General features: G+C 36.5%; 9 protein-coding genes and 2 tRNA genes. 8 read left to right on the plus strand and 3 right to left on the minus strand.

Annotation, left to right across the window (positions count from 1 at the left end):
• Positions 1-20: 20 nt before the first annotated feature.
• The 7 genes from tgtA to QZN27_RS01095 all read left to right on the plus strand — a co-directional run bounded on the left by tgtA (position 21) and on the right by QZN27_RS01095 (position 6197).
• Complete coding sequence (tgtA, locus tag QZN27_RS01065; protein WP_296782606.1) at positions 21-2000, plus strand: tRNA guanosine(15) transglycosylase TgtA; 1980 nt, start codon at positions 21-23, stop codon at positions 1998-2000.
• A 4-nt stretch (positions 2001-2004) separates the two neighbouring features.
• Positions 2005-2673, plus strand: a complete 669-nt coding sequence (locus QZN27_RS01070; protein WP_296782609.1) for a class I SAM-dependent methyltransferase — start codon at positions 2005-2007, stop codon at positions 2671-2673.
• Positions 2674-2751: 78 nt separating this feature from the next.
• A tRNA-Gly gene (locus QZN27_RS01075) sits at positions 2752-2825 on the plus strand.
• Positions 2826-2837: 12 nt separating this feature from the next.
• Positions 2838-2911: transfer RNA gene (locus tag QZN27_RS01080), tRNA-Gly, on the plus strand.
• A 145-nt stretch (positions 2912-3056) separates the two neighbouring features.
• Positions 3057-4094, plus strand: a complete 1038-nt coding sequence (locus QZN27_RS01085) for a hydroxymethylglutaryl-CoA synthase (RefSeq protein ID WP_296782611.1) — start codon at positions 3057-3059, stop codon at positions 4092-4094.
• Between the two features lie 12 nt (positions 4095-4106).
• Positions 4107-5264: a thiolase domain-containing protein gene (locus QZN27_RS01090; protein ID WP_296782612.1), complete on the plus strand. Its 1158-nt coding sequence runs from the start codon at positions 4107-4109 to the stop codon at positions 5262-5264.
• A 24-nt stretch (positions 5265-5288) separates the two neighbouring features.
• Positions 5289-6197 carry a DUF1848 domain-containing protein gene (locus tag QZN27_RS01095; protein WP_296782613.1) on the plus strand — a complete coding sequence of 303 codons (909 nt, stop codon included), beginning with the start codon at positions 5289-5291 and terminating at the stop codon, positions 6195-6197.
• A 13-nt stretch (positions 6198-6210) separates the two neighbouring features.
• On the opposite strand, the gene QZN27_RS01100 is transcribed toward QZN27_RS01095, so the two are convergent.
• Positions 6211-6666 (minus strand): GNAT family N-acetyltransferase, encoded by a 456-nt coding sequence (locus QZN27_RS01100; RefSeq protein ID WP_296782615.1) that lies wholly within the window; start codon positions 6664-6666, stop codon positions 6211-6213.
• A gap of 246 nt (positions 6667-6912) precedes the next feature.
• Complete coding sequence (locus QZN27_RS01105) at positions 6913-7296, minus strand: helix-turn-helix domain-containing protein (protein ID WP_296782617.1); 384 nt, start codon at positions 7294-7296, stop codon at positions 6913-6915.
• Positions 7297-8017: 721 nt separating this feature from the next.
• Here QZN27_RS01105 and QZN27_RS01110 point away from each other — a divergent pair.
• Entirely contained in the window at positions 8018-9382 is a 1365-nt protein-coding gene (locus tag QZN27_RS01110) for an MATE family efflux transporter (protein ID WP_296782619.1), read from the plus strand.
• Positions 9383-9542: 160 nt separating this feature from the next.
• Here the strand turns inward: QZN27_RS01110 and rhuM are convergent.
• On the minus strand, positions 9543-9958 hold a 416-nt coding region (gene rhuM, locus QZN27_RS01115), incomplete at its 5' end, for a RhuM family protein (protein WP_296782621.1).

Below are 9958 nucleotides of genomic sequence, written 5' to 3' on the forward strand. Positions count from 1 at the left end.
ATTTTATATAGGTTAAGTAAATGTTTGAGATTAAAGCAAAAGATGGAAAAGGCCGTGTAGGTGTTTTAAAAACAAAACATGGTGATGTAAAAACTCCGGCGCTGATGCCTGTTATTCATCCCCGAAAGCAAGCATTGGATGTAGGCAAATATGGTGCAGATATAGTAATCACTAATGCTTATCTGATTTATAAGGACAATGAACTGAAGAAAAAGGCTGTTGATGAAGGTCTGCATAAGCTAATTAACTTTGACGGGCCGATAATGACAGATTCAGGTTCATTTCAGCTGTCCGTTTATGGGGATGTTGAGATAACAAACAAGGAAGTAATTGAATTTCAGGAAATGATCAAAACAGACATCGGAACTAGCCTGGATATCCCGACCGCTCCATTTGTTGACAGGGAAAAGGCAGAAAGTGATATGGAAATCACTCTCGAAAGGGCCCGTGAAGCAATAGAATACAAGAAAGAGCAGAATATGGAAATGTTGCTGAATTCCGTTGTCCAGGGCTCAACCTTCCTGGATTTAAGGCAGGAATGTGCAAGGGAATTGTCCAAATTGGATGCCGATTTGTATCCTATCGGTGCGGTTGTGCCGCTTATGGAATCATACCATTACAAGGACCTTGTCGATGTTGTGATGAATTCAATGAAAGAGCTTTCAGATACAGTTCCCCGCCATCTGATGGGGGCTGGCCACCCTATGATATTTGCATTGTGCGTTGCAATGGGCTGTGATTTATTCGATTCAGCCGCTTACATATTGTATGCGGAAGATGACAGGCTTTTGTCAACAAGAGGCACATTCAAGCTGGAAAACCTGCAGGAAATGCCATGCTCATGTGAAGTCTGTACCAAATACACTCCTGATGATTTAAGGGCAATGCCAAAAGAGCAAAGAAGAGATCTGATTGCCCAACATAATTTGCACGTTTCATTTGCAGAATTGAGATTAATCAGACAGGCAATTTATGATGGAAACCTGATGGAACTTGTTGAAGAGAGATGCAGAGCTCATCCAGCACTTCTTGAAGCCCAAAGGCAGCTTGGAAACTACACAAAGGATTTGGAAAAATATGAACCGAGAAGCAAAAAGTCAGCATTCTTCTACACAGGTCCCGAATCCCTATGCAGGCCGGAAGTCCTAAGGCACATGCAGAAACTGCGTGAAATGCCTAAAAAAAGAGATTTGGTGATATTGCCTCCAACAAGAAAGCCATACTCAAAATTCGTGTCTGGAAAGCTTGGCGAATTTTATATTTACGGATCAGAACAGGAACTGGATTTGGACAACACTGATTTCATGGTATTGGACATACCGTTCGGATTGATACCTCTTGAAATTGATGAAGTGTATCCATTGAGTCAGAATGATGCTCCAAAAACCCGTGATGTGGACAGCATCGAATTTTTAGAGGATTTCCTCAATGAATTTGTAGAATACTATGAACAGGTCCTGATACATTCAAGGATTATAAGGAACCTTGAAATCGGATTATATAACAAATCAATCTCCTCAGATGAAATCAGGTATAAAAAAGATGATGTTAAAAAGGTCAAGGCCATTGCAGATTACCAATTTGGTGCCGGAGCCGGTGAAGCTCTGTTTAAAGGAAACATCAACATAGAAAAAAGTAAAAAAACAGGCAAGATCAGACACATTTATGACGGAAAGGTGCTGATTGTAAATATGAGGGCATCTGATTCCTACTTGATTCTATCAAAAGAAGGTGCAAAAAGGCTTCACAATGCAATGCCTTATCCAAAAAACAGGGTTGTTGTCAACAAGGATTCAGAACCTTTTGCACTTGATGGAAAAAGTGTATTCTGTAAATTTGTAGTTGAATGTGATGAAGACATACGCGCAAATGATGAGGTCTTGATTGTCAATGAACAGGACCAGCTCCTTGCCTATGGAAAGGCAATCCTTGGCGCTTGTGAAATTGAACAGTTCAAAACAGGGCAGGCAATCAAAACCCGTAAAGGTATGGGAAAGTGATATTATGAGTGATAAAGATAAGGTAAACACAGGTCATCATATTGAAGACAAGGAACTAATTAAAAATGCAAGAAAACCCGTTGGTGAGCTTGGCCATCAGATACTTGACAGGATGAACAAATCTCATGAAAGCATGGCCCAATGGGGTGTGACTCACTTTGATATTCAAAAGGACTCAAAAATCCTTGATATCGGATGCGGCGGTGGAAGAAACATAGAAAGGTTTGCTGCACAGATATCCGATGAAGGAAGGGTTGTTGGAATAGACTACTCTGAGGTCAGCGTTGAAAAATCCATTGAACTTAACACGGATGCCATTGACAAAGGCATCGTCAATGTGTTGCAGGGATCCGTTTCCGACATGCCTTTTTATGATGAAACATTTGACATAGTAACCGGATTTGAAACAATTTATTTCTGGCCGGACTTTATCAATGACCTGAAAGAAGTCAATAGGGTTTTAAAGAAAGGCGGTTTGGTATTTTTCTGTAATGAAGCGGTCTATAGAGAAGGTGAAATGGAAAAATATGATGATTTAATTGAATTGCTGGATATGAAAATCTATTCAGAGGATGTTTTAAGGGAATCCCTTGAGAAAACAGGTTTCAAAGATTTTAAGGCATTTGTCAATGAAGAAAATGATTGGATTTGCATTACTGCAAGGAAAATCTAATTTTTTTCTATTTTTTCATGTTTCAGCGAAACATTTATATATAATTAAAACATAAGTTTATTTGTTGTTAGTTTTTATGCGCCGTTAGTCCAGTCTGGTTAAGATACTAGCCTGCCACGTTAGTGACCCGGGTTCAAGTCCCGGACGGCGCACTTTTTACATATGCAGTTGTGGTATAGTCTGGTTATTACTTGGGCCTTCCAAGCCTACAACCCGGGTTCGAATCCCGGCAACTGCATTCGAATTACTTATTGTTTTTTAAAATTCTTTTTTTGTTTAAATAATACTCCTTTTTTAGTTAATTTTATATAATAATAAGAATAAAATATTAATAATTAAATTGATTTTTAATTTAGTTCAAGATTATAATTTAAGGTGATTTAATGGTAGGAATAGTAGGATATGGGGCACATGTGCCATCATATAGAATAAAGGTAGAAGAAATCGCTAAAGTATGGGGAGATGACCCTGTTGCTTTATCAAATGGATTAGTCGTTAACGAAAAGTCCGTACCTTCTCCTGATGAAGACACTGCAACAATTGCAGTTACTGCTGCTAGATACGCTCTAGCAAGAGCTCAAATTGATCCGTCAAAAATCGGTGCTGTTTATGTTGGTTCCGAATCACATCCGTATGCAGTTAAACCGACTGCTTCCATTGTAGCTGAAGCGGTTTGTGCAACTCCAAAATTAACTGCTGCTGATTTGGAATTCGCATGTAAGGCAGGAACAGCAGGTATTCAAATGACTATGGGATTAGTTGAATCAGGCATGATTGAATATGGATTGGCTATTGGGGCAGATACCTCACAGGGTGCACCTGGAGATGCTTTGGAATACACTGCATCTGCCGGAGGGGCAGCTTACATCATAGGTAAGGAAAATACAATAGCAGACATCAACCATACATGCAGTTTTACAACAGACACTCCTGACTTTTACAGAAGGGAAGGTCAACCTTACCCATCTCACGGTGGACGTTTCACAGGTGAACCTGCTTACTTCAAGCATGTCTTAAGTGCAGCAAAAATGCTGTTTGAAGAAACAGATTCAAAACCTGAAGATTACGATTACGCATGTTTCCACCAGCCAAACGGTAAATTCTACTTGAGGGCTGGTAAGAAATTAGGATTCACATCCGAACAAATCAAGCAAGGATTATTGACTCCTACTATTGGAAACACTTACTCAGGTGCCGTGCCATTGGCATTATCCAATATTTTGGATGTTGCAAAACCAGGAGATAACATATTTGTTATTTCATATGGATCCGGTGCCGGAAGTGACGGTTTTACAATAACTGTTAAAGATGAAATTGAAGAAAGAAGAGAATTAGCTCCAAAAACACAAAGTATCATTGATCAAAAAACCTATGTTGATTATGCTGTGTATGCTAAATTCAAAGGTAAAATTAAAATGTAAGGGGGCTTGAATATGAGAGATGTTGCGATTATCGGAGTTTCACAGACAAAATTTGGTGAATTATGGGATTCCTCATTTAGGGATTTAATTGCTGAAGCTGGTTTAAAAGCTATAATAGATGCAGATATTGGTGGTGACGACATTGAAGCAATGTTTGTTGGAAACATGTCTTCTGGACTATTTGTTGAACAGGAACACATTGCAGCACTTATTTCCGACCACGTAGGTCTTAATCCAATTCCAACCACAAGAGTAGAAGCTGCTTGTGCATCAGGAGGTTTGGCATTAAGGCAGGGAATCATGGCAGTTGCATCAGGTTTCCATGATGTTGTAATTTCTGCAGGTGTTGAAAAGATGACTGATGTAGTGGACGCTACTCCAGCTATTGCTACAGCATCAGATCAGGAATGGGAAGCTCAACAAGGGGCAACTTTCCCATCATTATATGCAATGATTGCAAAAAGGCACATGTACGAATATGGAACCACCCGTGAACAATTGGCACAGTTTTCAGTTGTAAACCACAAGAACGCATCCAAAAACCCAAATGCACAATTCCCATTTGAAGTTACCGTTGATAAAGTAATCAATTCAACAATGGTTGCAGACCCATTAACACTTCTTGACTGTTCCCCTGTAACTGACGGAGCAGCAGCAGTTGTAATGGTTCCTGCTGAAGACGCTAAAAAGTACACTGACACTCCAATTTATGTAAAGGCTTCTGCACAAGCTTCTGGAACTATGACATTACACGACAGAAAAGATATCACTACCATTGAATCCACAAAAGTTGCATCCAGAAAAGCTTATGAAATGGCAGGAGTTACTGTAAAAGACATTGACTTGACTGAAGTTCACGACTGTTTCTCCATCAACGGACTTTTAGCAGTTGAAGACTTAGGATTTGCCGAAAAAGGAAAAGGAGGAATAGCTATCGAAGAAGGACAAACCGAAATTGATGGTGATTTCCCAATCAACACTTCCGGTGGTCTTAAGGCACGTGGACACCCATTAGGTGCTACAGGTATTGCTCAGGCTGCGGAAGTCGTTTGGCAACTCAGAGGAGAAGCCGGTGGACGTCAAGTGGACGGTGCAGAAATCGGTATGACCCATAACATCGGTGGTACCGGTGGTACTGCAGCTGTACACATTTTCGGAAGAGATTTATAAATCTCTTTTACTTTTTCTTTTTTTATGATACTCAATACAGGCACAAGGACTGACATTCCAGCTTTTTTTTCTAAATGGTTCCTGAACAGGATCGAGGAGGGTTTTGTTCTAAGCAAGAACCCATACAACAATCAGATTTATAAGTATAATTTCAATCCTAAGACTATAGATGTCATGTGCTTCTGCTCTAAAAATCCAAAGCCGTTGGTAAAGAATTTGGATAAGCTTTCAGATTACAGGCAATTCTGGTTTACAACGATAAATCCTTATGATAAAGATATAGAAGTTAATGTTCCCGATTACAGAAAGGTTATAAAAACATTTAAAGAATTGTCTGAGATTGTAGGAATCAATGCCGTGTCCTGGAGATATGATCCAATTTTCATAACTGAAAAGTACAATCTTGATTTTCACATTGAAAAGTTTGATGAAATGGCATCAGAACTGCACGAATACACTTCCGACTGTACAATCAGCTTCATTGATTTGTATCAGAAGGTTTTGAGGAATTTTCCCGAAGCCCGTGAGGTTACAACTGAGGAACGGTTAATCATTGGGGAGAATTTTGCAAGTATTGCCGATGAGTATGGCATTCAGATGAAAACCTGTGTTGAGGGTACATTGCTTGACCAATTCGGTTTTGACTCAACAGGATGCATGACCCAGCAGGTGCTGGAAAAAGCTATTGGAAATAATCTAAAAGTCCCTAAAGGAAAATACCATAATCGTGAATGCAACTGTTTAATGGGAAGGGATATTGGATTATATAACACTTGCATGCATGGATGCAGATATTGCTATGCCAACAGCAACATGAAGCTGGTCAAAAGGAACCAGAAGTTGCATAATCCGGATTCACCGTTGCTGATTGGTGATGTGAAAGATGATGATGTTGTAAAAACTTCATTTTTAATGTTTAAGTTAATAAAATAATTATATTAAATAATTATAATTCTTTTTTCATATAAATGACATCGTCCATTGGATTATTGTAATATGGTTTGCATTCTATAAATCCATGTTTTTTGTAAAGTGAAATGGCAGGTTTCAAGGGGGCGATGGTATCTAGTACCATTTCTTTAAATCCATTGTTCTGTGCTCTTTTGATTATTTCAGAAACCAAAATGTCTCCCAAATGCTTTCCTCGGGCTTCGGGTTTGATGTAGAGTCTTTTCATCTCACAGGTGTTATTATCATGTCTGTGATATGCAACCATACCCAAAACATTTTCATCTTCAAGGGCAACTATCAACTCGCCATTTGGTGGGAAATATTTATCTTCTAATGAATTTAATTCATCATCCAATCCCTGAAACGACAGATCCCTATTTAAACGATTAGTGTATTCAATAATAAGTTCCCTGACCTCAGCTATGTATTCATCACCATTTTCAATTATCATTATTTCACTCTTTATTGTATAGTAATGTTTTTGTATTTAATCTTTATAAGCTATTCTTTGATACAATTTGAACAGGGGTTATGACTTGCTACACTTACTTCAATGCAATGTATTTAGTTTTGAAATTTAGATATTGTGTTAGTGTTGTTTTAAAAATAGATAATGGAGAACGGAATAAATTGAATATTCATTTCTATTTGATTTTATCAGTATTTAATGTAAAAATTGGTATTATTAAATAATAATTTAATTGATTTTAAAAATTGTTTCATATTCATTTAATAATTCTTCTTTTTGTTTTTCAGATAGATTTCCGCTGTTTACCTCGTTGAGGCCGTATTCCAGCATATTATAGAGAATTTTGTTTAGGTTGAATCCTTTTTGTGTTAGTGAATATTCAGTTTTGATGTCATTTTCAAAAACTTCTTTTGTTATTAACTCATTATCCTCCATGAATTTGAGTGTGTCTGTCAGTACTCTGTTGCTCAATGTTTTTTCTTCTAAAAATTCGCTGAATTGCTTTTTTCCTAAAAATATGTCTCTGATGATAAATATCACCCATTTTTTGGATATCAATTTCAATGTATCATCTATGGGGCAATTGTCATCGTAATCTTTAATTTTTTTCATCTTTTTGACCTATTGTGAGTTTTTCCTTAAAAGCATTGTATATAACATTTGTTATCTGGTGATTGTATGAATGACAGACATGTAATTGAAGCATTAGGAAAAGCTGAAGTCGTAATAGAAAACGGGAAAATAACATACATCGGAGAACTTTAACTTCAGATTAAATGATAAATTTGTTTGTCAATTGATGGAACTGGGTTGATTTACTTATGAAACAAAATTCATAAAAATAGTAGTAGATAATTCACCTACTTTTCAAGCATTATTCGTTCGTAATGAATGAAATAAAAAATCAAAAAAGCAGTAGATAATTTCTATACTGTTACGCCAACAGCAACATGAAGCTGGTTAAAAGGAACCAGAAGTTGCATAATCCAGATTCGCCATTGCTGATTGGTGATGTTAGAGAGGGTGATGTTGTAAAAGAGGTCAATGAACCTAGCTTTATTGATGCACAAACTACCTTATTTTAATTTTATCGCAATGTTTTTATAATGTGAATGTCAAAAATATTATTACAATTTTAGGATTTGAATATTATGTGTGTATGTGTAGTAGCATCCCCAATTAGATTATAAATAACTTTTTTTTAGGATTAAACTATCAGAATTTTAGTTTACATTAGCTTATGCTATCTTACATTTAACTAATTTTTTCCAGGGTAGTTTCAAAATTTAAACATTTTTATTTGATAATTTAATTTAATTGGAGATAATCTACTATGAAACGTAATGAAACACAAGGAGTAAATTTACTTAGAGGAAATCCGAAAGAAGCCGTTAAAAAGTTGGCATTGCCGTTGATGCTGTCAATGATGGTAATTTCATTATACAACATCATCGATTCATTTTGGGTTGCAGGCCTTGGTGCAGACCAGCTTGCAGCTGTTGGTTTTGTAATACCTTTGGAATTTTTAATAATAAGCATTGGAACAAGTCTTGGTGCAGGTATCACATCTGTTGTGTCAAAATACATCGGCGAGAAAAATGACAAGATGGCGGATAATGCAGCAACACATTCAGTTTTACTAACAATACTTGCATCCATTATCGTTACAGTGATTTTTACAGTATTTGCAAGGGAATTGCTGATGTGTGTAGGCGGGCGTGGTGTAGCTCTAGATTACGCTATGCAATACGGACATATCTACTTTTTAGCAAGCATATTTGTGGTAATGCCTAATGCATTATATGGTCTTTTAAGATCTGAGGGTGACACTAAAAGAACAATGTATGTTATGGTATTGTGTGCCGTTGTCAATATGGTTCTAGATCCGATATTCATTTATACATTAAACATGGGAATGTTTGGGGCAGCATTATCCACAATCATTTCCTTAGCCATTGTTTTAGCAATAATCATCTATTGGATTTACATCAAAAAGGACACTTATCTAAAACCTACAATAAGCAATTTTCAATATGATAAAGAAATTATAATTGATATCTTGAAGGTTGCTGTTCCTGGAATTTGTGAAATGATTTTCATAACTTTCATAACTGCAGTCATGCATTTCATAATTCTTGAGGTGTCAACCACAGATTCAATCGCTGTTTTTGAAAACGGCTGGAGAATGATAACTCTTGCAACCGAACCGATGATGGCAATATCAACTGCATTGATATCAATTGTGGCTGCAAATTATGGGGCTCGGAATTATAAAAACATTAAGGTTGCCTATGATTATTCAATGAAGTTTGGAACACTGCTTGGAATCGCTGCATTGATAATCTTTTTAGTTTTCGCTCCGCAAATTGCATATATCTTTTCATACGGTGAAACAAGTATGAGATTATTGGACCCGACAATAACCTTCTTCCACATTTTCGCATGGTTCTTTATAGTCTTTCCTGGAGGAGTCATTTCAACTTATGTCTTCCAAGGTCTTGGTAAGGGAACACATTCCCTGATTTTTACAATTATCCGGGAAGCGATATGCGCAACATTTTTCTCAGTACTATTTGGAATCATCATGGGGTGGGGAATAAATGGTGTATGGTTTGGAATATTGGTTGGATATACAATTGGTGGATTAATAGCTATTGTCTATGCAAGCAGTTACCTTAAAAACTTAAGTAATACTTAGGATAATCTTTTTTGATTATCTTTTTCTATTTTTTTTGAGATGGGTTTTCAATTAAATATTGATTAACCTAATTGTCATTAATGATTTGTGATGTTGTAAAAGAAGTTTCAGAGCCAATCTATATTGATTTACAACAAAAATTATTTTAAACTAAATTATATTATTTTCCTTCTAGACGTTTAATATCTAAAATCATTTGATCAAAGTCAGAAATGAAGTTTTCATCTTGCACTACTCTGAATTTTTCATATTTTTCAAGCACATGTTCTCGTGCTTCTTCAGCAGATATCTTACCTTTGTCAACAAGAATTGGCAGCCTTCGAAGTTTAAGGTAGTCATCCAGCAGTTCCTTCCAATCTTTCATACTCATTGGGATTCTATCCTCTGCACGTGATTCGGCTAAATTCAAAAAACCGTCTACTAAACTATTTAATCTTGATAATTCATTTTGATTCAAATAATTTTTGGATATGACCACGTCACTTTGGAGTATTTTTCCATTTGGTGCTTTTTTCCAGGTTGTCAAGCCCATATGAGGATTTTCAATATCGCTTCGTGTTTCTATGAGTTCTGCTG

The organism is uncultured Methanobrevibacter sp., from assembly GCF_900316895.1.
Taxonomy (GTDB): Archaea; Methanobacteriota; Methanobacteria; order Methanobacteriales; family Methanobacteriaceae; genus Methanocatella.

What these genes read in the sequence shown, in the direction of transcription:
- tgtA (WP_296782606.1), top strand. Translation starts at nt 21, where the DNA reads ATGTTTGAGATTAAAGCAAAAGATGGAAAAGGCCGTGTAGGTGTTTTA.
- QZN27_RS01070 (WP_296782609.1), top strand. Translation starts at nt 2,005, where the DNA reads ATGAGTGATAAAGATAAGGTAAACACAGGTCATCATATTGAAGACAAG.
- QZN27_RS01085 (WP_296782611.1), top strand. Translation starts at nt 3,057, where the DNA reads ATGGTAGGAATAGTAGGATATGGGGCACATGTGCCATCATATAGAATA.
- QZN27_RS01090 (WP_296782612.1), top strand. Translation starts at nt 4,107, where the DNA reads ATGAGAGATGTTGCGATTATCGGAGTTTCACAGACAAAATTTGGTGAA.
- QZN27_RS01095 (WP_296782613.1), top strand. Translation starts at nt 5,289, where the DNA reads ATGATACTCAATACAGGCACAAGGACTGACATTCCAGCTTTTTTTTCT.
- QZN27_RS01100 (WP_296782615.1), bottom strand. Translation starts at nt 6,666, where the DNA reads ATGATAATTGAAAATGGTGATGAATACATAGCTGAGGTCAGGGAACTT.
- QZN27_RS01105 (WP_296782617.1), bottom strand. Translation starts at nt 7,296, where the DNA reads ATGAAAAAAATTAAAGATTACGATGACAATTGCCCCATAGATGATACA.
- QZN27_RS01110 (WP_296782619.1), top strand. Translation starts at nt 8,018, where the DNA reads ATGAAACGTAATGAAACACAAGGAGTAAATTTACTTAGAGGAAATCCG.